Genomic DNA, 23315 nt, shown 5'->3' with positions numbered 1-23315 from the left:
AGGCTTACATGTGTTTGATGGAATCCGGCACGGTGTAAAACGTGGGGTGCCGGTACACTTTGTCGGCCGCCGGGTCGAAAAACTCGGCCGCCTCGTCGGGGTTGGAGGCGTGGATGTGGGTCGATTCGACCACCCAAATGCTCACGCCCTCCAGGCGGCGCGTGTACACGTCGCGGGCGTTTTGCACGGCCATGGTGGCGTCGGCGGCATGCAGGCTGCCCACGTGCTTGTGGTCGAGCCCCTGCTTGCTGCGGATGAACACTTCCCACAAGGGCCACTCGGATTGATTCATTGCTTGCGTTCTTTTGGTTGGGGCCCCAGGCCGCTACACGGGTTGGGGCCCTGGGCCGCCATGCTGCGCTGCGCTGCGCGCTGCACGACGGCCTGGATTATAGCTTACTAAGCGCTGGAGCCCTAAACTGCCACGGCGGCCGCTTCCCGCGCTGCGCGCTTGGCGGCGTGGGCCAGGGCGGCTTCGCGCACCCAGGCGCCTTCCTCGTGGGCTTGCACGCGGGCCTGCAGGCGGTCGTGGTTGCAGAGGCCGTTGCCCTTCACTACGCTCCAGAACTCGTCCCAGTCCACTTCGCCGAAGTCGTAGGCCTGGCGAGCTTCGTTCCATTGAGCTTTTTCGTCGGGCACGGTCAGGCCCAGGAACTCGGCCTGGGGCACCATCATGTCCACAAATTTCTGGCGCAACTCGTCGTTGGTAAAGCGCTTGATGCGCCACTTCATGCTCTGCTCGGTGTTGGGCGATTCCGAATCTTTTGGGCCGAACATCATCAGCGTGGGCCACCACCAGCGGTTGAGGGCTTCCTGGGCCATTTCCCGCTGGGCGGGGGCACCGGCGGCCAGCGTTTGCATGATTTCGAAGCCCTGGCGCTGGTGGAAGCTCTCCTCCTTGCACACGCGCACCATGGCCCGGGCGTAGGGCCCGTAGCTGGTGCGGCACAGCGGCACCTGGTTGAGGATGGCGGCGCCGTCCACGAGCCAGCCCACGCAGCCCATGTCGGCCCAGCTCAGGGTGGGGTAGTTGAAGATGCTGCTGTACTTGGCCTTGCCCGAATGCAGGTCGGCCAGCATCTGGTCGCGGCTGGCGCCCAGGGTTTCGGCGGCGCTGTAGAGGTAGAGGCCGTGGCCGGCTTCGTCCTGCACCTTGGCCAGCAAAATGGCCTTGCGCTTGAGGCTGGGGGCCCTAGTAATCCAGTTGCCCTCGGGCAGCATGCCCACGATTTCGGAGTGGGCGTGCTGCGAAATCTGCCGGATCAGGGTTTTGCGGTAGGCGTCGGGCATCCAGTCCTTGGGCTCGATGCGCACGTCGGCGTCGATGCGGGCCTGGAACTGGTCGTCGCGGGAGAGGTCTTTTTCGAGCGTTTCCATGGGCTGATAACGAGGGCTAACAAGCGTTAGTTTGTAAAAGTAACGAAAAAATTCTGGGGCCCCGGGCCGCGGCCGTACCTTAGGCCGCGGCCGCCCCGGGGCCCAATGCCATTTTTTCTCCCGTCCATTATATGTTGCACAAGCTACTCCTTTTCGCGCTGGCCTGGCTGGCGCTGCCCGCTGCGGCCCAGTCCGTGTACTCGGCCACCGACCCGCTGGCCCACACCTTTAGCATTGTGGCCCGCGACGCTAAAACCGGCGAAATGGCCGTGGCCGTGCAAAGCCACTGGTTTTCGGTGGGCACCAGCGTGAGTTGGGCCGAGGCCGGGGTGGGCGTGGTGGCCACCCAGTCGTTCACCAACAAGTCGTTCGGCCTGCGCGGCCTGGCCCTGCTCAAGAGCGGCAAGTCGGCCCAGCAGGCGCTCGACGAGCTGCTGGCCGCCGACGACGCCCGCGACGTGCGCCAGGTCGCCATCCTCGACAACCAGGGCCGCGTGGCCACCCACACCGGCAAAAAGTGCGTGGACATGGCCGGCCACCAGCAGGGCCCCCAGTTCTCGGTGCAGGCCAACATGATGCTGAACAACACGGTGTGGGGCGCCATGGCCCGGGCCTACGAAGCCGGCGCCGCCCTGCCGCTGGCCGAGCGCGTGCTGGGGGCCCTCGACGCGGCCCAGGCCGCCGGGGGCGACGTGCGCGGCCGGCAGTCGGTGGCGCTGCTGGTGGTGCGCGGCACGGCCACCGAGGGCCCCTGGGCCGACCGCCTTGTGGACCTGCGCGTGGACGACGCCGCCCAGCCGCTGCCCGAACTGCGCCGCCTCCTCAAGCTGCACCGCGCCTACGACCACATGAACGCCGGCGACCTGGCCGTGGAGAAAAACGACATGCCGAAAGCCATCCAGGAGTACCAAGCGGCCGAAAAAATGTTCCCCCAGAACCTGGAAATGAAGTATTGGCACGCCATCACGCTGGCCAACAAGCAGCAAGTGCCCGCCGCCCTGGCCCTGCTCAAGCCCATTTTTCAGCAGGAGCCCAACTGGCGCGTGCTCACCGAACGCCTGCCCAAAGTGGGCCTGCTCACGGTGTCAGATGCAGAACTAAAGCAAATTTTGGCGCTGAAATAAGGCCGTAGCGCGGGCTACAAAGTCCGTGCTGAGGCCCGCTACAGTTCCACCGCGTCGTCGCCCAGCACGTCCTGCACGTAGAGCATTTTCACCAAAATCACGCCGATGGCGATGATGGGCGTGGCCAGCGTGAGGCCCAGCAGGCCCGTGAACGAGCCGATGACCAGCTGCCCCACGAAAATGAGCGCCGGCGGCAGCAGAATGAGCCGCTGCTGCACCACCGGCGACACGGCCGCGCTTTCCAGCGTTTGCACGCCCAGGTACAGCGCCAGCACGTAGAGCGCCTCCGTGGGGCCCCCGTGGAAGAAGGCCAGCAGCAGCGCCGGCACCATTGAAATGATGGGCCCGATGTTGGGAATGAACGTGACCAGCCCCGCGAACAGGGCCAGCACCCAGGCCAGCGGCATGCCCAACGCCCACAGCCCCAGCGCCGTGAGCACGCCCACGGCCAGCATCGACACCAGCCGGCCCAGCACCCACTTCACCAGCGTGTCGCTGATTTTGTCGAGCACCTCGTGGGCCCGGGCGCGGCCGGGCTTGGGCACCAGCATCACCAGGCCGGCGCGGTACAGCTTGGGCTGCAAGGCAATGAAGAGCGACAGAAAGACAATGACGTAGGCGTCGGCCAGCACGCTGAAGGTGGTGGAGAAGATGCCCGTGATGCGGCCCATCCAGGCCGAGCCGCCGCCCGTGAGGCGGCCGAAATCGAGGTTTTCGTTGGCCAGCCACTGGCCCCACTCGGTGCCTTTGGCGCGCGCCTGCACTTCGCGCAGGGCCTGCGGCAGCTGTTGTTGCAACTGCTGCACCTGCCCGCCGATGCGCGTCGAAAACAGCCAGCCCGCGCCCACCAGGGCCCCCACCACCAGCAGCGCCACCAGCAGCAGCGCCAGGCCCTGCGGCAGGCGCGTGCGGCGGTGCAGCCACTGGGCCCCGGCCTGTAGCGGCAGGGCAATGAGCAGCGCCGCCAGCACCCGCAAAAACACCCCGAACGCCGTGCCCAGCAGCCCCGTTAAGAACAAGGCAATGAACACGATGCCCACCGCCACGCCCACGCGCCGCGCGTAGCCGGTGAGGGAAGTGGTGGGGGAAGAAGAAGTAGAAAGTTGGTCCATTGCCGGGGCAGATGAAGGGCGCGTGAGGGCCCCGGGCGGGGCCGTGCGCCGGCTACCTTTACGAACAACCGCGCGGCACGGCGAAAACCACCGGCCGCCACCACGGCTTTTTCCCCGTTAAGTCTTCATTATGCGCCAATTGCTTACCCTCGCCCTGTTGTTCTGCTTTGCCGCCGTTGGGGCCCAAACGCCCGCCAAGCCGGCCGACCGGGTGCCGCACCACTTCTTCGTGCTGCCGAACTTCCGCACCGAGGGCGGGGCCGTGCTGCCCCAGGCCCGGGTGGGCTACGGCACCTACGGCCACCTCAACGCCCGGCGCGACAACGCCGTGCTGCTGCCCTCGCACTACATGGCCGGCCACCACGGCTACGAGTGGCTCATCGGCCCCGGCAAGTGCCTGGACACGACCAAGTTGTTCCTGGTCACGACCGAACTGTTCGGCAACGGCAAGTCGTCGTCGCCCAGCAACACGCCCGAGCCGTTTCACGGGCCCCGCTTCCCGGTCATGACCATCCGCGACAACGTGGCGGCGGTGCACGAGTTGCTAACCAAGGAGCTGAAAATAACCCACCTGCGCGCCATCATCGGCTTTTCGATGGGCGCCGAGCAGGCGTTTCAGTGGGCCGTGAGCTACCCCACCTTTGCCGACCGCCTAGTGGCTACCTCGGGCACGGCCAAAAACTACCCCCACGGCGTGGTGCGCCTCGAAGGCCAGATTGCCGCCCTCACCGCCGACGCGGCCTTCCAGAACGGCGACTATAAAACCCCGCCCACCAAGGGCATCGAAGCCTTCGCCGCGGTGTGGACGGGCTGGCTGTTCTCGCAGGAGTGGTGGCGCAAAGAGCTGTGGCGCAGCGACGAGAAGCCCGGCACCACCTTCGAGCAGGTACTCAATAACTACCGCATCCACTTCATCCCCGGGGCAGACGCCAACGACCTCATCGCGCAAATGCGCACCTGGGAATACCACAACGTGGGCACCACCCCCGGCTTCGGCGGCGACGTCGAGAAAGCCCTGCGCAGCATAAAAGCGCCCATCCTCTACATGCCGTCGGAAACGGATTTGTACTTCCCCGTGGGCGACGCGCGCTACGAGGCCGCGTTCATTCCGGGCGTCACGCTGCTGCCCATCCCCTCGCTGTGGGGCCACACCGCCGGCGCCGCCAGCAACCCCGCCGACGCCAAGTTCCTCAACGACAATATCGGCAAGTTCTTGGCCGGCAAGTAGTAAGAATTAGAGCAGTTTGAGTTAATAAAACGGTCATGCGGAACGCAGTGAAGCATCTCTCCCGCAGCAGTAATCTATGATTAGTGGGCGGGAGAGATGCTTCACTGCGTTTCGCATGACCGCCTAAAGCACCTTGTAGCTAACTCAAACAGGCGCTGCTCAGCTGCCCGCTGCGCCGCTTTCCTCTAGCTGCGTTTGCAGGTCCAGCTCGGCCAAATCCAGCTCGCGCTGGAGCTTGCGGATGATTTCGACCTCGGCATGGCCCTGCTTGTGGCGCTGCACGAGCAGGCCGAGCTGGTGCTGCACCACGGCCAAATTGGTGCGCAGCACTTGCTGGTGCCGGCGCTGCCCGGGGCCCGGTCCGGCCGCATCGGGGGCGGCCGCGTCGGTGGCGTTGGCTTGCAGCAAGTCGATTTGTTGCGTGAGGCGCTGCTCCAGCGGGGCTAGCACCTCGGGGGCGGTGCAGGTGGCCAGCGTGTCGTGCAGAAACGCCAGCGAATCGGTGGCCAGCTCCAGGCGCAGGGCCTGCTCGTGGCGGTCGGCGGCGGCCGTTTCCCCGTGCACGCCCAGGCGGCGCACCAGCCACGGCAGCGTGAGGCCCTGCACCAGCAGCGTCACCAGAATGACGGCGAAGGTGAGGAACAGCAGCACGTTGCGCTGCGGGAAGGCGCGGCCGTCGGCCAGCACCAGGGGCAGGGCCAGGGCCGTGGCCAGCGACACCACCCCGCGCATGCCGGCCCACGACGTCACCAGCAGCTCGCGCCAGCCAATGAGCGGCGAGGCCGGGTGGCCGGTCGAGCGGCGGAAAAAGGAGACGAGCGCCGTGACCGGGAAAATCCACACAATGCGGATGCCGATGGCCACGGCGCTGATGAGCAGCCCGTACCCGCACAGCGCGGGCAAGTGGCCCGCCGGCAGGCCGCGCAGTACGGCCGGCAGCTGCAACCCGATGAGGATGAACACGAAGCCGTTCAGCAGGAAGTTGACCACGCGCCAGAAGCTGGCGTTTTGCAGGCGCGTGGGCCCCGAGTACACTTCCGGGGCCCGCCGCGACATCACCAGGCCCATGAACACCACCGCCAGCACCCCCGAGGCCCCCACGTGCTCGGCCAGTAAATACACCAGAAACGGCAGCAGCAACGAAATAACCGTGGCCGTAGTGGCCTCGCGCACATGGGCTTGCAGCCGCGCCGTGAGGTAGCCCGCCGCCACCCCAAGGGCCACGCCGCCGCCGGCCACCAGCACAAACTGCCCGCCCGCCCGCCACGCCACAAACCCGCCGCTGACCACGGCCGCCACGGCGTAGCGGTAGGCAATCAGGGCGGTGGCGTCGTTCACCAAGCCCTCGCCTTCTAGCGTCACGCTCACGCTCTTGGGCAGGCCCAGGCCCTGGGTGGCGCTGCTGGCCGCCACGGCGTCGGGCGGCGACACGATGGCCCCCAGCACGAACGCCAGCGGCCAGCCAAAGCCCGGCAAGAAGTAGTGCGCCACCACGGCCACGGCCACCGTCGTGAACGCCACCAGCCCCACGGCCAGCAGCAGAATGGGCCGGCGGTAATGGTTGAAATCTTGCCAGGTGAGGTTGAAGCCCGCGTAATAGAGCAGCGGCGGCAAAATCAGCAGAAATACCACGTCGGGCTCCAGCTTGATGGGCGGCAGGCCCGGCACGAAGCCCAGCGCCAAGCCCGCCGCTACCAACAGCACCGCCTGCGGCAGCCGGCTCCGCTGAAACAGCACCGACAGGGCCGCGAGCAGGGCCAACAATACCAGAATGGTTTCGAAACTATTCATAACGAGCAGAATGCGGTAAAGCTAATTCGCCACCGCCCAAACCGGGCCCCCGCTGCCCCGCCGCCGCGCTATTGGTCAAAATCCACCGCCACCTGGGCGGCGGTGGGGCGGGCCTGGCAGGTGAGGACGTAGCCGCGGCCGTCGAGGTGCACGCTTACCCGGCTCTTTTGGTCCGTCGGTGCCGGCGGGGCGGCCGGGGCCCTGGGCGGCCTTGGGGGCAGCCTGCGTACGAGCCCCCCTGGCCGATGCCTGCTACCAGGCGGGCCTCAGGGTAGCCTACGCGGAAGCGGGCGGCCGGTTTTGCTCATCCCAGGTGCTGAAACCCAGGTGGGCAAAACCAGCCGCCCGCTACGTGGCTGTGGTTGGAACGCGCTGCCAAGCACTGGCCGGCGTGTGGAGATTGTCGGCCGGCCTTTAGGGCTGGATAATAATCCGTTGGCTTTGGTGCTGCCCATCGGGCAGGCGCAGCGTGAGCTGATAAAGGCCAGCCGCCAGGTTAGGGGCCCGCACCGGCACCAGGTTTGAGCCCGCTTGCAGCGCCACGGCCTGCTGAAGCAGCACGTTGCCCAGCGGGCCGGAGAGGAGCAGCGTGGCCGCCTGTGCTTTCGTGGCGGTGCACGCCAGCGTAAAGGCATTCTGCGCGGGGTTGGGGTAAGTGCTCAGCCCAGACAAGGGGCCCGCCGCTGAGCCGCGCAGTGCGGCATTTGCGAGCTGCGGGGCGCTTGCCAGCTGCGGGGTGCGGCCGTCGGGGCTGAGCACCTCCAGGGCCGAAAGCTTGGCCTGGTCCGCGCCGCCGCTGAGGTAGGGCACGCTCAAATCGATGTTAAGTACGCCGTCGGCCACGGCCACGGTGAAGGTTTCGGTGGTGGCCGCCAGGGGCCCTACTTTCCGCACGATGTCGTAGTTGGTGGCCACTTTTTTCCCTTCCAGGTTGATGTCGAACACGCGCTGGCCGGGCTTGGTCCAGTAGAGCTCGGCGAAGTGCAGTACCACCGTGTAGGGGCCGTTGGCCACGGGCAGCGCGTAGCTGAGCGTACCATTGGTGCTGAAGCGCTCCTGCTGGTAGAGGGCCGGGTCGGGGGTGCCCGCAATGGCTGCGGTGGTGGCAAAAGTGGCGCTGGCGGCCGAAAAATACTGGTCTTCCGCAAACTGCCCGCGCGAGGTGGCTAGGGCCCCGCCGCCCGCCCGCAAGCGGTAGAAGGCGCTGGCCGGCGCCTCGGCTTGGTTCAAGCGCACGCTGACCGTGGCCGAGTTCCCACCTTCCGTAACGATGTCGAGGTCGCCGTCGCCGTCCACATCGCCCAGTACCAAGCTTTGCGCATACACATTGGCAACGTCCTGGTTGCCGCTGAACGCGCCCGCGCCGTCGTTCACGCGCACGTTGGCCGCGCCGCCGCTGGTCGCCACCAGGTCGAGGTCGCCGTCGCCGTCCACGTCGCCCAGGGCCACGTTGCTGGCCCCGCCACCCACGGGCACTTCCCGGCCGCCGGCAAATGCGCCGTGCCCGTTGTTGAGCCGCAAGCTGACCGTGCTGTTGATAATTTGCCCGATGCTGTTGTAGTTGTAGCGGTTGGCCGTCACCAGGTCGAGGTCGCCGTCGCCGTCCACGTCGCCCAGGGCCACGTCGAAGGGGTTGAAGCCTACGGCAACGTCCTGGTCGCCGCTGAACGCGCCCGCGCCGTTGTTCAGGCGCACGCTGGCCGTGGTGCCGCTGGCGGACGTGGTTACGAAGTCGAGGTCGCCGTCGCCGTCCACGTCGCCCAGGGCCACGCTCACGGGCTGGTCGCCGACCAGCACTTGCTGCTCGCCGCTGAACGTACCCGTGCCGTTGTTCAGGCGGATGCTGGCCGAGCTGCCGGTCTGGTTGGCCGTAACGATGTCGAGGTCGCCGTCGCCGTCCACATCGCCCAGCGCCACGTCGAAGGGTTTGAAGCCCACGGAAACTTGCTGGCTGCCCGAAAACGTGCCGCGGCCGTCGTTCAGGCGCACGTTCACGATGCCGCGGCCGGTGTTGGCGGTCACGAGCAAGTCGAGGTCGCCGTCGCCGTCCACGTCGCCCAGGGTCAGGTTGAGGGGGGAGCCCACGACGCTGACGGCGGGGCCGGCGACGAACGTGCCCACGCCGGTGTTGAAGTACACCCTGCTGACCGTTACCAAATCGAGGTCGCCGTCGCCGTCCACGTCGCCCAGGGCCACGCCGCTACTAGATGCATCCACCGCCGGGTCGTAGCCCGCGCGGAACACGCCGGGGCCCACCCCCGCTGCGGTGGTGAACTGGAAAACGTAAGGCGCGGCCGGGTTTTGGTTGTCGCGGGTTTGCACGGCCGGCGTCACGGTGGCAAACACCGTTTCGCCCGGCTTGAAAGCCGTGGCCGGCTGGAACGTCAGGGTGTTGCCGCTCACGGCCCCCGTGCCGGCCTTCAAGCCGCCCGCCTGCTGGCTGAATACCTTGAGGCCGGCCCGGGTGGCGGGCCCGGTGTTGAGCAGCTGGTCGAAGGTGGCGGCCACCGGCGTCGTGCGCGGGGCCCTGAAAGACGCCGGCGCCGGCGCCACGCTGACAATGACCGGGGCCGGCTGGTTCAGGCGCACGCTGGCCGTGTTGCTGGCGAGATTGGCCGTCACCAGGTCGAGGTCGCCGTCGCCGTCCACGTCGCCCAGCGCCACGCCGTTGGGGATGTCCCCGGTGGGAACTTCTTGGCCGCTGGCGAATGTGCCCGTGCCGTCGTTCAGGCGCACACTCGCCCCCCCGCCGCCGCCGCCGCTGCCAAAGTAAGTGGCCACCAGGTCGAGGTCGCCGTCGCCGTCCACGTCGCCCAGCGCGAGGCCATTGGGGTAGCTGCCGATGCTCACCTGCCGGTTGCCGCTGAAGGTGCCGTGGCCGTCGTTCAGGCGCACGTCCGCGGAGCCCTTCTCGTTGTAGGCCGTTGCGAGCAAGTCGAGGTCGCCGTCGCCGTCCACGTCGCCCAGCGCAATGCCCTCGGTGCTATCGTCCACCGGCACATCCTGGCCGCCGGCAAACACGCCGCGGCCGTTGTTCAGGCGCACGCTGGCGGTGCTGCCCAGGGCGCTCGACGTAGCAAAGTCCAGGTCGCCGTCGCCGTCCACATCGCCCACGGCAATGGCCGTGGGGCCCTGGCCAACAAAAACTTCTTGATTGCCGCTGAAAAAGCCCCGGCCGTTATTCTGGCGGATGCTCACCCGGCCGCCGTACTCAGTCACGAGCAGGTCGAGGTCGCCGTCGCCGTCCACGTCGGCCAACGCTGGGGCTACGGGCTGGTCGTTGCTGGCGAGGACCACATCCTGGCCGCCGCTGAACACGCCGGCCCCGTTGTTCAGGCGCACACTCGCAATGCCGCCGTTGTTGGCCGTCACCAAATCGAGGTCGCCGTCGCCGTCTACATCGCCCAGGGCGAGGCCTTGGTTCTGCCCGTAAACGGGCACTTCCCGGCCCCCGCCAAAACCGCCAATGCCGTTGTTCAGGCGGATGCTCACCGTGGCGCTGCTGCCGTTGGCCACCACTAGGTCCCGGTCGCCGTCGCCGTCCACGTCGCCCAGGGCGGCGGCTACGGGGGTGTTGCCCACCGGCACTTCCGAGCCGCCCCGGAAGCGGCCCGTACCAGCACCGGCGGCCGGGGCCGCCTGGCCCTGCGTGCGGGCCCCCGGCCCGGCCAGGGCAAAAGTGGTAAGCGCCGTTTCCCCAGGTTTGAATGCCGTGGCCGAGTGCGGCGTGCGCCGCGCAACGACCGGCCGCAGAAGGTGTTGGGCGGGGCCAGGCGTTTGGGCCCCGGCCGCGCCGGCCCACAGCCCCACACCCACTAAGGCCGCGCACAATGCGCGGGGAAATTTCGAGCGGGCCTCGGCCTGGTGGCCAGTGCGCGTAAAAATTGTTGTCATAAGCAAGGGTTGAAAAGGAAAGGGAGGAAGAAGCGAACGGGCAACGACCGTTGATGGAGCCGCTAGGTATCAGCTGCGGAGTAGGTTTCAAAAATAATCACGAGCTAACCGAATGTATAGATAAAGCAAAATAAAATAGTAGTTAAGTATAATATGTTGGCGACGGAACGGCTGCCGGGCCCTGGCCCGGGGGAGTTGGGGGGCCTATGTAGCGCCTTCTGGTGAGCCCGCCAAGTGCCCGAGAAGCGGCCCACGGGGTGGGTGCCAGCAGTGCCGAAGCAGTTTCCGGAAGTCGGTGGGGCTTTTTTGCCGGGCCCCCGGTTGGGCAGGGCTGGAAGCTGGGGGCCCTGCGCGGAATTCCCCGCCGCTTCGGGCCGCTTAGCCCCCATAACAGGGCCCCGCAAGGAGCGTTAGCCCATCTGCGAAGCCAGTAGGATGGTTTGCAAGGGGTAGGAGCTAGGCTTGCAGCCGCCCGTTGCGGCGCGGCCCCGGTGGTTTGGCGCGAATATCCAGGCCGGGGCAAGTCCGGCTCCTAAAGCCGCTGGCTCCGAGGCCGCGCTAAATGCTCGTTTTCGGCGGTCGCGCAACGGCACGGCGAGGAGCTGGGGGCCGGGCTGGGCCGGGCCAGTGTACGCTATGCCAGTAACGCGGCAGTAGATATTGCTACTGGTCAAAATCCACCGCCACCTGGGCGGCGGTGGGGCGGGCCTGGCAGGTGAGGACGTAGCCGCGGGCTATTTCATCTTCTGATAGCGAGTAGTTCACATCCATTGCCGCGGTGCCCTCGGTGAGGCGGGCGCGGCAGGTGCTGCACATGCCGTTTTTGCAGGAGTAGGGCGCGTCGGCCCCGGCGGCCAGGGCGGCGTCGAGGATGGTGTCGCCGTAGTACGACATGTCGAGGCGGTAGGCGCGGCCGTCGAGGTGCACGCTTACCTGGCTCTTTTGGTCGTCGGTGCCGGCGGGGCGGCCGGGGCCCTGGGCGGCCTTGGGGGCCCCGGTGGCAAAGAGCTCGAAGTGGACTTTTTCCGGGGCCACGCCGGCGGTAGCCAGGGCTTCCCGCACGCCCGTAATCATCTCCTCGGGCCCGCAGATAAAGCACTCGTCGATGCGGCCCGCGGGCACAATTTTCTGGAGAAACTGCGCGGTTTTTTCGCGGTCGATGCGGCCGAACAGCAGGTCGGCGTCGCCCTGCTCGCGGCTCAGCACGTGGTACACGCTCAGGCGGTTCAGGAATTTATTCTTCAGCGCCTCAATGCCTTCCTTGAAGATGATGGCGTTGCGGCCGCGGTTGCCGTACACCAAATATACCTGGCTGTGGGGCTCGGTGAGGAGCACGGTTTTGGCGATGGAAAACACGGGCGTGATGCCGCTGCCCGCCGCGAAGAGCACGTACAGCTTGGCATTTTCGGGGTGCAGGGCGGGCGGCGTGAAGCGGCCCTGCGGCGGCATCACGTCGAGCCGGTCGCCGGGGCGCAGGCCGTCGCCGCCCACCACCAGGCTCGAAAACCGGCCGCCCGGCACCTGCTTGATGGCCACGCGCCACTCGTCGTCCAGGGGGCTGCTGCAGAGTGAGTAGGAGCGGCGCAGCTCCTCGCCCTGGTGGGTGCGGCGCAGCGTGAGGTACTGGCCCGGCACGTAGCGGAAGGCTTCGCGCAGCTCGGCGGGCACGTCGAAGGATACGCTCACGCAGTCGGGCGTTTCGCGGGTAATGCTTTTGACGGCGAGGGAATGGAAGCGGCTCATGGGTGGGAAGGAGGCCAAAAAAAGAACGGGCAAACAACAACGGGCCCTGCCGGGCGGCCGGCGGCGCGGGGCCCCTGGGGCGGGCGGCGGCGCGGCGCCCGGTGGCCGCCGCGCCGCCCGCGCCTGCTACTTTCGCGCCGGGCGCCGCTGGCCGCGCCGCGCCGCCAGTGGCTGCCCGGGCGGGCCCGGCCGCCCGGCCGGCCCCCAAAGGTACCGCGGGGCCCCGCTGCCGCCGCCCGGGCCCCGCCAAACGCCCGCCGCCGCACGGCCGGGCCAGCGGCGTACCCCGCCCAGGGCCCCCTTATTCGCATTTCCAAGCCCATGCCGCTCCTCGAAAAACTGTTCCGCCTGCGTGCTCACGACGCCACGGTGCGCACCGAAGTGGCAGCCGGCGCCACCACCTACCTCACGATGGCCTACATCGTGTTTGTGGTGCCGGCCACGCTCAGCGCCGCCGGCCTCGACAAGCCCGCCCTGATTGCCGCCACGTGCCTGGTCACGGCCTTCTCCACGGCCCTCATGGGCCTCGGGGCCAACGTGCCGATAGCGGTGGCCCCGGGCCTGGGCCTGACGGCCTTTTTCAGCTACACCCTCGTGCTCACCAACGGCGTGCCGTGGCCAGTGGCGCTGGGCATTGGGTTTTGGGCGGGCGTATTGTTCTTGTTTCTGAGCCTGATAGGGGCCCGGGAGAAAATGGTGGCCGCCATTCCGCCAGCCATTGTGGCGGCCATTCCGGTGGGCATCGGGGCGTTGTTGCTGCTGATTGGGTTGCGCAACATGGGGCTGGTGGTGGCCAACCCGGCCACGCTGGTGGCGCTGGGCAAGTTCACGCCGCCGGTGGTCGTCAGCGTGGCGGGGCTGTTTGGCACGCTGGCGCTGCACATCCGGCGGGTGCCGGGGGCCATCTTGCTGGGCATTGTGGGCACTACGCTGGCGGCGGCGGCGGCCGGGCTGGTAGCGGCCCCGGCGGCGGTGTTTTCCAGCAGTATCAGCCTGGCGCCAGTGGCGTTCCGGCTCGATGTTTTAGGGGCCCTGCGCTGGAATTTGGTGGGCCCCATCTTCGCCCTGTTCTACGTCAGCCTTTTCGATTCGCTGGGTACGCTGGTGGCCTGCGCGGGCGCGGCCGGCCTGGGGCAGCCCGACGGCAAAATCCGGGGCCTGAACCGGATGCTGAACCTCGACGCGGTGGCCGCCATGGCCAGCAGCCTGCTCGGCACCTCGCCCAGCACGGCCTACATCGAGTCGGCCACGGGCATTGCGGCGGGGGGACGCACGGGCCTCACGGCGGTGGTCACGGCGGCTCTGTTTGTAGGGTCACTGGCCGTTATTCCGCTCATCGGCGTGGTGCCGGCCTACGCCACGGCCCCCGCCCTGGTGCTGGTGGGCCTGCTGATGGTGGGCGAAATCCGCCACCTCGCCTTCGACAAGTTCGAGGAGCTGGTGCCGGCGCTGCTCACCGTTTTCCTGATGCCGTTCAGCTTTTCCATCGCCACGGGCCTGGCCTGCGGGCTGCTGGCCTGGGGCGCGCTGCGGGTGCTGCTGGGCCGCTGGCGCGACATCAGCCCGGTGCTGGGCCTCATCCTGGTGCTCTCGCTGGTGAGCCTGCTGCTTTAGCCGGCCCGCGGGGCCCCGGGGCGGGCCGCTCAAACGGAGAGCGTTACGCAACCGGGTTCGGCAGCACCGGGAGTGGCTGGGGCCCCGCCACGCCGACGAACCAGCGCGCAGCTGCCCGGTGGAGGTCGTCGCTGTTGGGGGCGTGGTCCGTTGCCCAGGCAACAACCCCATCCGGGCGAACCAGGGCGGCGCTTAAGTTCAATTGATCCGTGGCCCGGCCCGGCAGGTACTTGATTGGGTAGGCACTCGCCACCCTTGCAAGGGCAGCATTGTCGCCGAAATCTAGCAGCAGGCCGCGGCCGTTGCGCATGAGCTCGCCCAGGGTCGTCCCGTCCTCAAACGCAAAGTTGGGCGCGCTCCGGCCCACCAGCGGGTGGTCGCTGCCAAGGTCGTAGCGCGTGGAAACGCCCCACACACGACCGGCAAAATGGGTGGCCCCGTCGCGCGTGGCCATCAGGTCGCGGACGATGGCTTGCAGCGCGCGGGCGGCGGGGTCGGGCTTCATGAGGGCCACCTGGGCGCGCGACCAATCCAGGACTTGGGCCCCCAGGGGGTGGCGCTCGGCGTGGTAGCTGTCCAGCAAGCCTGCGGGTGCTTGCCCGCGGACGGTGGCGGCGAGCTTCCAGCCCAGGTTCAGGGCGTCGCCCAAGCCCAGGTTGAGGCCCTGGCCGCCGAGCGGCGAATGGATGTGCGCGGCATCGCCGGCCAGCAGCACCCGGCCGTGGCGGTAGGCGGTGGCCTGCCGGGCCCGGTCGGTCCAGGTGGTGGCGAGGTGCAGCGCGCTAACGGTGACGTCGGTCTCCGAGACGCGGCGGAGCACCGCCTGCACGTGTTCGCGCGTGGCCGGCTGCCCGGAATTATGGAAGGCCCCGCCGTCAAAATCCTGCACCACCACGTAGCCGGGCTGCGACTGCAGGTACATCCCGGTGGCGGTCAGGTTGCGGCCGGGGCGGAGCTGCTCCGCCCCGGTCAGGTCAAGGTGGGCGGTGTAGCCGGTGAATTCGGGTTCCGTGCCGGCAAAGTCGAACCCGCCGGCTTTGCGCACCGCGCTGCGGGCGCCGTCGCACCCCACCAGCCACTGGCCCTGCCACGCGCGGCCCTCGGTGTGCACCGTCACCCCATCCGCCGTTTGCTGAACCGCCGCGATGGTCTGCCCGCGCTCGATGACGGCCCCCAGGGCTTCGGCGCGGCGGACCAGCGCGGCTTCCAGCTCCTCCAGCTCGGTCATTAAGCTGGTGGCGGTTGAGCTGGGCAGGCGGTAGGGCCACCGGGACGCGTCAACGTCGCCCTCGTGAAACGGGATGCCCGCAAAGTGCCCCACCTGGCGCTGGGCCCCTTGCACGGCATTTTGGTGTGGGTTCTTCAGCCGTTTGTGCAGCGCCAGCTCCTGGAGCAAGCCCCGGCGGTCCAGCGCCTCCACCGAAGGGGCGTTGAGGCCCCGGACCCCAAACGGCGGCCGCTTCAGGGGCGAGTGCGGCTGCGCTGCCTTTTCCAGGAGCAGGACGGAGCAGCCGGCCAGGGCCAGCTCGCCGGCCAGGAAGAGCCCTACCGGCCCGGCCCCGGCAATAATAACGTCGAAATTAGAAGTGTTTTGGGCGGACTTTGCGCTTGCAGGAGTGGTTTTCATGCCGCAAAATTCCGGCCGGCGCCCGCCCTAGGCTTGTACAAACGCGACAAAATCGGGCCCCGCTACCGGCCGGCCGCGCCGGGCTTTTCGGGCGAAGGCCGCGGGCGTTGTGCCGCTGTAGCGCTTAAATTCCCGGCTCAAGTGGGCCTGGTCGGCGTAGCCCAGCTCCTGCGCCAGGCCGGCCAGGTTGGTCCCGGGGTGCTGCCACAAGTGGTTGCGCACCTGCTCGAAGCGCATCAGCGAGGACACGTCTTTCACCGTGTGGCCCGCCGCCTGCTTGAACTGCCGCTCCAGCGTGCGCACCGTGGCGTGCGCCGCGGCCGCCACCTGGCTGACCGGCAGGGTGCCGGCGGCGGCTTGCATCGCCCCGCCTGCTTTGCCCAGCAGGCCGCCACTGGCCCGCCGCGGCTGGGCCGATAGGAAATATTGGGCGGCCTCCGCCAGGGCCCCCGCTACGTTGCCCGCCCGCAGCCACTGGGCCAGCGGGGCTTGCAGCTGGGCGATGGGGTGGGCCAGGGTGCGCACGCCGTCCTTGCCGGGCGGCAGGCCGAGCAAATCGAACACCGTCCAGGGGAAGCACCGAATGCCGATGATTTCCAGCCGGTTTTGCGCTTGGAAAAGCGCCGGCTGGTTGAGCAGCCCCACCAGGAACGGGGAGGGCAGGGGCTGCCAGCCGTCCGCGGTGGCAATGCTGCAAGCACTGCCGAAGTAAAAAATGATTTCCGCGTAGCCGTCTGGCACCACCTCAAAGCTCGCCGGGAGTGCGCCCAAGTCGCGGCTGGTGTACCAAACGCACTTGACGGCGTCCCGTAGCGCGGCCGGCGGTGCTACTTCTTGGTGGTGCATGCGGAAAGGTAGGCCCGGCTAAGCCCGTGGCCTGCTGGCTGGGGCCCTAATTATTTGCGCTCCAAGCCGTGGAGGAGCACCGTGATGATGTTGGCTTCCAACTCTTCGGCCGACAGCTCGCGGCCCGGGCGGTACCACAGCTCGATCCAGCGCACAGCGGAGAGGATGGTGAACAGGGCCACCGACACGTTCACGGGCTGGAACTCGCCGGCCGCAATGCCGGCCTCGATGAGGGCGGCGAAGCCCTTCTCGTAGGTTTTGCGGGCCTGCTTGAACTCGCCCAGCTTGGGCTCGGGCAGGTACTTCCAGTCGTGGTTGGCCACCGACACGGCCGGGCCGTCCTCCACCATCAACCGGATGTGCAGCCGAATCAGGGCCTTGATTTTGTCGCCATAGCTGGCGGCGGTGGCCGAAATTTCGCCCAGTTGCGAGATGTACAAATCGGAAATGCGGAAGCAGATGCTCGCCAGAATTTCGTCCTTGGCCTTGATGTGGTTGTACATGCTGGCCGCCTCCATGCCTACCTGCCCGGCCAGGTCGCGCATCGACGTGCCGCTGTAGCCCCGGTCTTTGAAGAGCTTGGCGGCCTCGGCCAGGATGAGCTGGCGCTTCGATATTTTTTCGGGTTTCAGCATGGCGCGGCGGGGCCCCGGGCAAGGCAGCGGGGGCCCGGGCGGGCGGTAAAGTTAGCCAAAACTAACTAATGTTTGTTATCCAAACGCCGCCTAATCAAAGATAATCGTCTTGTTGCGGTGCACAAACACCCGCTCGTCGAGCACCAGTTCCAGGGCCCGGGCCAGCACAATTTTCTCCACGTCGCGGCCGGCCTGGGCCATTTCGCGGGCGCTGCGGGTGTGGTCGGTGGGGATAACGCGCTGGGCGATGATGGGGCCCTCGTCGAGCTGCTCGTTCACGAAGTGGGCCGTGGCGCCGATGATTTTCACGCCCCGCGCGTGGGCCTGGGCGTAGGGGCTGGCCCCCACGAAGGCCGGCAAAAACGAGTGGTGGATGTTGACCAGCCGGTTGGCGTAGGGCGCCACAAACTCGGGCGAGAGGATGCGCATGTACTTGGCCAGCACCACCCAATCGGGGCGGTAGCCGGCCAGCACGGCCAGCACCTCGGCCTCGTGCGCTTCGCGGCTGCGCTCCGCGTGCGGCAGGTAGTGGAAGGGCACGCCGAACTGGCGCGTGAGGGGCCCCAGCACTTCGTGGTTGCCGATGACGGCCCGGATGTTGGCGTTCAGCTCGCCAAAGGCGTGGCGCACCAGCAGCTCGCTCAGGCAGTGGTGCTCTTTGGTGACGAGCAGCACCACGTCCTGGGGGCGGTTGTCGCTCAGGCGCACGGTGGCCGCGGCGGGCAGGGCCCCCGCCAGGGCCGCGCCCAGGGCCCCGGCGTCGAAGGCGCCGGCAAACTCGGTGCGCATGAAAAACACGTTGCCCGCGGGCTCCACGAACTCGTCGTTGCGCAAGATGTTGAGCCCGTGAGCGAAGAGCACGGCGGTGATTTTGTAGATCAGCCCGGGCTCGTCGGGCGATTGGATGAGCAGCAGGTGCGGCATGGGGCGGGGGCGAAGCGGGGGCCGGGGCGGTGGTTTCTTTGCGGGGCCCCGGCCGGGTTGGCCGGGCGTTTTCCCCTCGCAAGATGACCGCCATTCAGGAAGTTGAACAGCTCGAACGCCAGCGCTTCGCCGCGCAAATATCCAAGGATTACGCCGTGCTGGAAAAAATATTCGCCGACGACCTCGTGTACACCCACGCCAACGGCCACCAAGACACCAAGGCGAGCTACCTCGCCAGCATCCGCGCCGGCCAAAGCCGCTACGACCAGGTGGACATTGAGGCCCTGAGCGTCCGCTCCTACAACGACGACCGCACGGCCCTCGTGAACGGCACCGTGCGCATCGACCTGGGCCCCGGCCCCGACGGCCAGCCCCTCACCACGCACATCAAGTACGCCGTGGCCTACATCAAAAACCCCACCGGCTGGCAGCTTGTGCTCTGGCACGCCCAAAAACAAGCTTCCTAGGATTAGTTGATACTTAGTAGGTAAAAGTTAGGCCGTCATGCAGCGCGCAGCGAAGCATGACGGCCTGCTTATTATCTGGTAGCCAGATTATTATTTAACAACCTGGGGCCCCAAACCCAGCGGCTAGCAACTGGCAACCAAAACCCTACCCCCGGCGCACGCCGCCGCTGCCGCTGGTGTGGCTCGTGACTTTGGGGTTGCCGGTCACGTACACGTCGCCCGAGCCGCTGATGCGGGCTTCGAGCGTCTCGGTGGCCTGCACGCGGCAGCTGCCCGAGCCGCTGATGCGCGCATCGCAGGTGGCCGACTGCAAGTCGAGGGCCGCCACGGAGCCCGAGCCGCTGATGGCTACTTCGTGGCGCGGGCAGCGGCCGCCGCCCACCTTGATGCTGCCCGAGCTCGACAGGTTCGAGTGCAGCTCGGTAGCTTGCAACTGGCCGATGCCCACGTGCCCCGAGCTGCTCACCGCCGCCCGCACGTTGGTGGCCTGCACCTGCGCCACCTCCACCGAGCCGGAGCTGCTCACGCTTAGGTTCAGGTTTTCGGCCCGCACGCTGGGGGCCCTGAGTGAGCCGGAGCCGCTCACGCCCAGCGCGTTGATGGTGGGCATGGTGATGCGCACGGTCATGTTGCCCAGGTTGCGGTGGCTGCGCAGAAACTCCCGCCAGTCGGCGCCCGATTTGGTGTCGATGACGAGGCGGTCGCCGTCCACGGTGGTGCGCAGCTGGGCCAGGTCGTCGGGCGCGCCTTCCACCACCACTTGCTGCGGGCTGCCCTGCCGCACCTCCACGGCCACCGAGGTAGCCAGGTTCACCTTCGTGAAGGCGGGCAGGTTACGCACCTCCTGGGCGGTGGGCGCGGGGGTGGCGGTGGGGGCCGTGGGCGGCACGGCGGCCACGGTGGTGCCCAGCACCAAGGCCGGCAGTAACAGTCGGAAGACTTTCATAAACAGTAAGTAAGGGAGGTGAAAGAAGTAGGAAAACAGAGCGGGCGGGCCCGGTCGGTGGGCCGAAGCTACCCGCGCCGAACCGCGGCCGGTAGTTTATTATCCCAACGCCCGATTTTGCGGGAGCAACCCGCCCGCCGCGGGTACCGGGCCCGGGGCCCCGATGTTACAGCCAATTTGGGGCGGTTGGGATAATATTTTTTAAAGCCGTGGGCCGGCCGAGCACCTTCGCCCCGTCAACCACCCATTTGCCCGCTTTATGCCACGTTTTCCGCGCCCCGCCGCCACCGCTCGCCCCGCCCGGGGGCCCTACCTAGTCGTGCTCCTGCTTATGCTGCTGGCCTGGGGCCCCGCCCGCGCCCAGGACAGCACCCTCACGCGCCTCATCCGGCAGCACCAATTTCCGATGGTGGCCGCCGGGGCCCAGTTTTCGGGCGCGGGCTGGGACAAGTTGCAGCAGAGCATCCAAAAAAGTCAGTTCGTACTCATCGGCGAGGGCCACGGCATGGCCCAGATTCCGGGCTTCACGGCGGCCGTGGCGCAGGTGCTTCAGCCGGCGGTATTCGCGGCCGAAATCGACCCTTACGTGGCCCAGGACCTCACGGCGCTGGCCGCGCAGCCCGGCCTGCCCACGGCCTACAGCCAGCGGTACCCCCAGGCGCTGTGCTTTTATAATTGGGCCGAGGAATTTGAGCTGATTCGGACGCTGCGGGCCCAGCGCGTGCAGGTGCTGGGGCTCGACCAGGTGTTCATTGCCACCGCCGGCCGCTTCTACGCCCGGCTGGCCGAACGGGCCAAGGGCAAGCCGGCCAAAGCCTATTTGCAGCAGCAGGCTGCCAAGTACCAGGCCCAGGGCCAGGCGTTTGAGCGCGCCGGTAAGGACGATTTCAGCATGGCCGAGCAGCGGCAAAGCGCCCTCGACAGCCTGGTGAACATCACCCGGCAAGAGGGCCCCGACGTGCGGCAAATGGTGCAGGACTACGCGGCCAGCTACGCCATTTACCAGGGCCAGATCAAAGGCACCGGCGGCCATCAGGAGCGCCTGAACCTGATGCGCCGCAACCTGCTGCGCTACGCCCGCGGGACCCAGGGCCCCGCGGGGCAGCCGCTGCCCAAAATGCTGTTCAAGTTCGGGGCCAACCACCTGGCGCGGGGCCTCAGCCTGGCCTCGTTCGGCGAGTTCTACGACCTTGGCAACCTGGCCCAGGACCTGGCCGAGGCGCAGGACCAAAAATCGCTGCACCTGCTGGTGATGGGCAAGCAGGGCACCGCCGCCAGCAGCCTGAGCCCCCGCTCCCCCGAAAAGCCCCGCGCCTACACCGTCGCCGATGAGCCCTCGCTAAAGCTATTCTTCGACCAAACCGCCGGCCCCGCCTGGAACTTGGTGGACCTGCGCCCCGCCCGCCGGGCCCTCAGCGCGGGCAAGCTGGTGGTGGGCCAGGCCGTGCAGCGCGTGCTGCTGGGCTACGATTACCTTGTGGTCATCCCCGAAACCACCGCCAGCCACCCGTACTAGGGCCCTGGCCGGCGGGCCCAAGGCGGCCGGGGCCAAACAATTCGCGCGTTTTGGGCGTCTTACTGCTTCCATTTCACGCAACATCACCATGCCCGAAGCATCAAAAAATTGGTTTATCACTGGCGCCTCCACCGGGTTGGGCGAGGCCCTGGCCACGTATTTAATTGAAAAAGGCGACCGGGTAGCGGCCACGTTCCGCCAGCCCGCGCAAGCCGACGAATTCACAAACAAAGCCCCCGGCCAGGCCCTGGGCGTGCTGGTTGACGTCACCGACGCCGCGCAAATCACCGCCGCCGTGCAGCAGGCCGTCAATGCCTTTGGGCGCCTCGACGTGCTGGTGAACAACGCCGGCTACGGCTCGCTGGGCAGCATCGAGGAAATATCGGAGGAAGAAACCCAGCGCCAGTTCGACGTGAACGTGTTTGGGCCCCTGCGCCTGGTGCGCGCCGTGCTGCCGCACCTGCGGGCCCAAAAGTCGGGCAACATCCTCAACATCACCTCCGTGGGTGGGCTGATGGGGATGGCCCACGCCGGCCTGTACAACGGCTCGAAGTTCGCCCTTGAAGGCCTGGGCGAGTCGCTGGCCGCGCAGCTGGGGCCCCTGGGCATCCACGTCACCAACGTGGAGCCGGGCCCGTTCCGCACCAACTGGGCCGGCGCGTCGGCCACCTATACCGACACGCAAATTGCTGACTACCAAGCCACCGTGGGCGAGGGCCTGAAAGCCTCGCTGGGCCGCGACGGCAACCAGGCCGGCGACCCCGTGAAGGCCGCCGCGGCCATGTACCAGCTCGTGCGCCTGCCCAACCCGCCGGTGCACCTGCTGCTGGGCGCCTTTGCCTACAAGCTGGCCCGCCAGAAATTCCAGGGCCTCCTGCAGGAAATTGACGACTTCGCCTACCTCGGTGAGCCGACGGATTTTTAGGGCCCCAGGCATAAGTTTAGCCGCTGCTTAGCAACTTCACCGTTGCCGGGCAGCGGCTTTTTTGGTGGCGTCTGCTAGAGCCATAAGTGCCACGCGGCCATCGCTGCAAGGTATTGGTTTTCAATGAAAAAGGATGTTTTTTGGTGTGCCATTGATTGGCGTTGCCCAGCCTTTTGGTTGGCCCTGGATTACCGCAGTGCTAAGTAATTGTGCCCGTGGCGCCGGTGCGTCCGGCGGGTTCTACTTTTGCCCCAGTCCACCCTGGAAAGGTCCGGGTTGCTGGACGCCTTACCCATTCCGTACGTTTTGAAGAAGCAAAGAAGTATTGCCCTTGGGCTGTGGCTGCTCGGCCTGTCGCGGCTCGGGTTCGGCCAAGCAGGCCCGGCCAGTCCGTGGGTTTCCGACGCGCTGCCCCGGCTGGCGCCGCCCGCCAGCCTCACACAGGGCGTTTGGCTCAAGGGCGATTTGCACGTGCACTCGCGCCACAGCACGGAATCAACCAATAACTCCGTGGGCAAGATCCTCGCCTTTTCGCAAAGCGTGGGCATGGATTACCTGGCCATTACGGACCACGACAACCACGTGGACGGGGACGTGGCCCACCACACTTGGGCCGATCCGGAGTTCACGTCCCCGTCGGTGCTGCTGCTCTACGCGGCGGAGTGGACCACCACCCGCGGCCACGGCAACGCGTTTTCGGCCCAGCCCTATGACCACCGGCGCCTCTACCAAGTGCGCGACCAGCGCGACGTGGTGGTCGGCGCCGTTAAGCGGCAGCTCGGCGTGCACCTCTCGGCCAACCACCCGAGCGGCAAGGACCATTTCGGCTACTCTTACGACATGCTAGAGTCGCTGGAGGTCTGGAATTCAGTGATTTGGGCTAAGAATGCCAACGCGCTGATGATCTGGGACGACATGCTCTCGTCGGGGCGCAAGCTGACGGGGCGCGGGGGCAGCGACGCCCACCATGGCCGGCCCGACACGCCGGCCCAGGCCACGGCCAACAGCGTGCAGGCCACGGCCAACTACGTGGGCACCCCCACCACGTGGGTGTTTGCCACGGCCCGCACCACGCAGGCCGTGGTGGACGCGCTGACCAACGGGCGGGTGTCCGTCAGCGCCAACCCCTTCGCCCCGCGCGTGGAGCTGTCCGCGGACCTCAACCAGGACGGCCGGCTCGACATGATGATGGGCGATAACGTGGCGGCTACGGGCCGGCCCGTGCGGTTCCGGGTGCAGCTGGCGGGCAAAATGGCGCCCGACGCCACCTACCGCGTGGCAGTGATAAAGAACGGCGGCGCGTTCGACACGCTGCAGCTCAGCGGCCGGCACCCGGTCGGGGAGTTCACCGATACCCCCGCCGCCACGGGCCGCACCTACTACCGCGTGCAGGTTGAGGGCCCCGCCACGCCCTACCCGCAAGTGCCGGAGTCGATGGCGCTGAGCAGCCCCATGGTGGGCCTCTCGAACCCACTCTACTTCAACTTCGACCCGAACTTCTAGGCCATAACTGGCGGCTCCCCGAGGCCTCAGGGGCGCCGCCCGG

At 67.5% G+C, this 23315-nt stretch carries 18 protein-coding genes; 7 read left to right on the top strand and 11 right to left on the bottom strand.

What is annotated here, in order from left to right:
- Window positions 1-4: 4 nt before the first annotated feature.
- Together paaB and paaA are read right to left on the bottom strand one after the other, a co-directional pair.
- Window positions 5-292, bottom strand: coding sequence for a 1,2-phenylacetyl-CoA epoxidase subunit PaaB (gene paaB, locus EAH73_RS09465; RefSeq protein WP_140466243.1), 288 nt, complete (start codon window positions 290-292; stop codon window positions 5-7).
- Window positions 293-414: 122 nt separating this feature from the next.
- Window positions 415-1377, bottom strand: coding sequence for a 1,2-phenylacetyl-CoA epoxidase subunit PaaA (gene paaA, locus EAH73_RS09460; RefSeq protein WP_140466242.1), 963 nt, complete (start codon window positions 1375-1377; stop codon window positions 415-417).
- Between the two features lie 131 nt (window positions 1378-1508).
- Here paaA and EAH73_RS09455 point away from each other — a divergent pair, with 131 nt between their 5' ends.
- On the top strand, window positions 1509-2501 hold the full coding sequence (locus EAH73_RS09455) for a DUF1028 domain-containing protein (RefSeq protein WP_140466241.1): 993 nt from the start codon (window positions 1509-1511) through the stop codon (window positions 2499-2501).
- Window positions 2502-2539: 38 nt separating this feature from the next.
- Here the strand turns inward: EAH73_RS09455 and EAH73_RS09450 are convergent, their stop codons facing one another.
- Window positions 2540-3613, bottom strand: coding sequence for an AI-2E family transporter (locus EAH73_RS09450; protein ID WP_140466240.1), 1074 nt, complete (start codon window positions 3611-3613; stop codon window positions 2540-2542).
- A 130-nt stretch (window positions 3614-3743) separates the two neighbouring features.
- On the opposite strand from EAH73_RS09450, the gene EAH73_RS09445 reads away from it, so the two are divergent.
- Window positions 3744-4841, top strand: a complete 1098-nt coding sequence (locus tag EAH73_RS09445) for an alpha/beta fold hydrolase (protein WP_140466239.1) — start codon at window positions 3744-3746, stop codon at window positions 4839-4841.
- 159 nt (window positions 4842-5000) lie between these two features.
- Here EAH73_RS09445 and EAH73_RS09440 read toward each other — a convergent pair whose 3' ends face one another.
- The 3 genes from EAH73_RS09440 to paaE all read right to left on the bottom strand — a co-directional run bounded on the left by EAH73_RS09440 (window position 5001) and on the right by paaE (window position 12269).
- A complete protein-coding gene (locus tag EAH73_RS09440) occupies window positions 5001-6632 on the bottom strand; it encodes a Na+/H+ antiporter (RefSeq protein WP_140466238.1) in 1632 nt (543 codons plus the stop codon).
- A 414-nt stretch (window positions 6633-7046) separates the two neighbouring features.
- Window positions 7047-10526: an FG-GAP-like repeat-containing protein gene (locus EAH73_RS09435; RefSeq protein ID WP_140466237.1), complete on the bottom strand. Its 3480-nt coding sequence runs from the start codon at window positions 10524-10526 to the stop codon at window positions 7047-7049.
- 663 nt (window positions 10527-11189) lie between these two features.
- Window positions 11190-12269, bottom strand: a complete 1080-nt coding sequence (gene paaE / locus EAH73_RS09430) for a 1,2-phenylacetyl-CoA epoxidase subunit PaaE (protein WP_140466236.1) — start codon at window positions 12267-12269, stop codon at window positions 11190-11192.
- A 321-nt stretch (window positions 12270-12590) separates the two neighbouring features.
- Between paaE and EAH73_RS09425 the strand changes: the two genes are divergently transcribed.
- On the top strand, window positions 12591-13883 hold the full coding sequence (locus tag EAH73_RS09425) for an NCS2 family permease (protein ID WP_140466235.1): 1293 nt from the start codon (window positions 12591-12593) through the stop codon (window positions 13881-13883).
- A gap of 43 nt (window positions 13884-13926) precedes the next feature.
- Here the strand turns inward: EAH73_RS09425 and EAH73_RS09420 are convergent, their stop codons facing one another.
- The 4 genes from EAH73_RS09420 to purU form a co-directional block, all read right to left on the bottom strand.
- Window positions 13927-15510 (bottom strand): FAD-dependent monooxygenase, encoded by a 1584-nt coding sequence (locus tag EAH73_RS09420; RefSeq protein ID WP_140466234.1) that lies wholly within the window; start codon window positions 15508-15510, stop codon window positions 13927-13929.
- 27 nt (window positions 15511-15537) lie between these two features.
- The gene (locus EAH73_RS09415) at window positions 15538-16356 is read right to left on the bottom strand and encodes a helix-turn-helix domain-containing protein (RefSeq protein WP_140466233.1); all 819 of its coding nucleotides are present in this window, start codon (window positions 16354-16356) and stop codon (window positions 15538-15540) included.
- Between the two features lie 50 nt (window positions 16357-16406).
- Window positions 16407-16991 carry a TetR/AcrR family transcriptional regulator gene (locus EAH73_RS09410; protein ID WP_140466232.1) on the bottom strand — a complete coding sequence of 195 codons (585 nt, stop codon included), beginning with the start codon at window positions 16989-16991 and terminating at the stop codon, window positions 16407-16409.
- A gap of 90 nt (window positions 16992-17081) precedes the next feature.
- A complete protein-coding gene (purU, locus tag EAH73_RS09405) occupies window positions 17082-17915 on the bottom strand; it encodes a formyltetrahydrofolate deformylase (RefSeq protein WP_193560199.1) in 834 nt (277 codons plus the stop codon).
- Window positions 17916-17998: 83 nt separating this feature from the next.
- Here purU and EAH73_RS09400 point away from each other — a divergent pair, with 83 nt between their 5' ends.
- Window positions 17999-18382 (top strand): nuclear transport factor 2 family protein, encoded by a 384-nt coding sequence (locus tag EAH73_RS09400; protein ID WP_140466231.1) that lies wholly within the window; start codon window positions 17999-18001, stop codon window positions 18380-18382.
- 145 nt (window positions 18383-18527) lie between these two features.
- Here EAH73_RS09400 and EAH73_RS09395 read toward each other — a convergent pair whose 3' ends face one another.
- The gene (locus EAH73_RS09395) at window positions 18528-19328 is read right to left on the bottom strand and encodes a head GIN domain-containing protein (protein WP_140466230.1); all 801 of its coding nucleotides are present in this window, start codon (window positions 19326-19328) and stop codon (window positions 18528-18530) included.
- A gap of 259 nt (window positions 19329-19587) precedes the next feature.
- Here EAH73_RS09395 and EAH73_RS09390 point away from each other — a divergent pair, with 259 nt between their 5' ends.
- The 3 genes from EAH73_RS09390 (at window position 19588) to EAH73_RS09380 (ending at window position 23272) form a co-directional block, all read left to right on the top strand.
- Window positions 19588-20844: a hypothetical protein gene (locus tag EAH73_RS09390; protein WP_140466229.1), complete on the top strand. Its 1257-nt coding sequence runs from the start codon at window positions 19588-19590 to the stop codon at window positions 20842-20844.
- An 88-nt stretch (window positions 20845-20932) separates the two neighbouring features.
- On the top strand, window positions 20933-21769 hold the full coding sequence (locus EAH73_RS09385) for an oxidoreductase (RefSeq protein ID WP_140466228.1): 837 nt from the start codon (window positions 20933-20935) through the stop codon (window positions 21767-21769).
- A gap of 306 nt (window positions 21770-22075) precedes the next feature.
- Window positions 22076-23272 (top strand): CehA/McbA family metallohydrolase, encoded by a 1197-nt coding sequence (locus tag EAH73_RS09380; RefSeq protein ID WP_205012987.1) that lies wholly within the window; start codon window positions 22076-22078, stop codon window positions 23270-23272.
- Window positions 23273-23315: the final 43 nt, after the last annotated feature.

Source organism: Hymenobacter nivis, assembly GCF_006439025.1.
GTDB classification, from domain to species: Bacteria; Bacteroidota; Bacteroidia; order Cytophagales; family Hymenobacteraceae; genus Hymenobacter; species Hymenobacter nivis_A.
The sequence above is the reverse complement of the archived record's forward strand: the minus strand, read 5'-3'. Positions and strand labels throughout refer to the sequence as shown.

Excerpts from the sequence above, each read along its gene's own strand:
- paaB (WP_140466243.1), bottom strand. The coding sequence starts at position 292 with ATGAATCAATCCGAGTGGCCCTTGTGGGAAGTGTTCATCCGCAGCAAG.
- paaA (WP_140466242.1), bottom strand. The coding sequence starts at position 1,377 with ATGGAAACGCTCGAAAAAGACCTCTCCCGCGACGACCAGTTCCAGGCC.
- EAH73_RS09455 (WP_140466241.1), top strand. The coding sequence starts at position 1,509 with ATGTTGCACAAGCTACTCCTTTTCGCGCTGGCCTGGCTGGCGCTGCCC.
- EAH73_RS09450 (WP_140466240.1), bottom strand. The coding sequence starts at position 3,613 with ATGGACCAACTTTCTACTTCTTCTTCCCCCACCACTTCCCTCACCGGC.
- EAH73_RS09445 (WP_140466239.1), top strand. The coding sequence starts at position 3,744 with ATGCGCCAATTGCTTACCCTCGCCCTGTTGTTCTGCTTTGCCGCCGTT.
- EAH73_RS09440 (WP_140466238.1), bottom strand. The coding sequence starts at position 6,632 with ATGAATAGTTTCGAAACCATTCTGGTATTGTTGGCCCTGCTCGCGGCC.
- EAH73_RS09435 (WP_140466237.1), bottom strand. The coding sequence starts at position 10,526 with ATGACAACAATTTTTACGCGCACTGGCCACCAGGCCGAGGCCCGCTCG.
- paaE (WP_140466236.1), bottom strand. The coding sequence starts at position 12,269 with ATGAGCCGCTTCCATTCCCTCGCCGTCAAAAGCATTACCCGCGAAACG.
- EAH73_RS09425 (WP_140466235.1), top strand. The coding sequence starts at position 12,591 with ATGCCGCTCCTCGAAAAACTGTTCCGCCTGCGTGCTCACGACGCCACG.
- EAH73_RS09420 (WP_140466234.1), bottom strand. The coding sequence starts at position 15,510 with ATGAAAACCACTCCTGCAAGCGCAAAGTCCGCCCAAAACACTTCTAAT.
- EAH73_RS09415 (WP_140466233.1), bottom strand. The coding sequence starts at position 16,356 with ATGCACCACCAAGAAGTAGCACCGCCGGCCGCGCTACGGGACGCCGTC.
- EAH73_RS09410 (WP_140466232.1), bottom strand. The coding sequence starts at position 16,991 with ATGCTGAAACCCGAAAAAATATCGAAGCGCCAGCTCATCCTGGCCGAG.
- purU (WP_193560199.1), bottom strand. The coding sequence starts at position 17,915 with ATGCCGCACCTGCTGCTCATCCAATCGCCCGACGAGCCCGGGCTGATC.
- EAH73_RS09400 (WP_140466231.1), top strand. The coding sequence starts at position 17,999 with ATGACCGCCATTCAGGAAGTTGAACAGCTCGAACGCCAGCGCTTCGCC.
- EAH73_RS09395 (WP_140466230.1), bottom strand. The coding sequence starts at position 19,328 with ATGAAAGTCTTCCGACTGTTACTGCCGGCCTTGGTGCTGGGCACCACC.
- EAH73_RS09390 (WP_140466229.1), top strand. The coding sequence starts at position 19,588 with ATGCCACGTTTTCCGCGCCCCGCCGCCACCGCTCGCCCCGCCCGGGGG.
- EAH73_RS09385 (WP_140466228.1), top strand. The coding sequence starts at position 20,933 with ATGCCCGAAGCATCAAAAAATTGGTTTATCACTGGCGCCTCCACCGGG.